Source organism: Caulobacter sp. HJHS_5, from assembly GCF_056683955.1.
This window is the reverse complement of the sequence record NZ_JBWZNC010000025.1, coordinates 1-256: the sequence shown is the minus strand read 5'-3', so window position 1 is coordinate 256 and position 256 is coordinate 1. Positions and strand designations below refer to the sequence as shown.

1 protein-coding gene is annotated in these 256 nt (G+C 33.2%); it reads left to right on the top strand.

Annotated features, from left to right (window positions below):
• Positions 1-38: 38 nt before the first annotated feature.
• Positions 39-256 (top strand): hypothetical protein (locus ACFLIT_RS17865; protein WP_479912619.1); only part of this gene is annotated, 218 nt, incomplete at its 3' end.

Sequence of the window (256 nt, the reverse complement as noted above, 5' to 3'; positions counted from 1 at the left end):
ACAAAAACACAAACCCAAAACAAAAAAGTTACTAACAAATGCCCCAAAATACTTATAAAAAAAAAAAAAACCACCAAAAAAAACAAAAAAAAAAAAAAAGCCCCGCCACCCGTGAATCCCCCAAAAAAAAAAAAAAAAAAAAAAAAAACACCCCCACCACAAACCACAAAAAAAAGAACCAGTATAAAAAAAAAAAAAGCCCGAAACCACAACCCCCAAAAAAACACCCCCGGGCCGCAACACAAAAAAAACACAA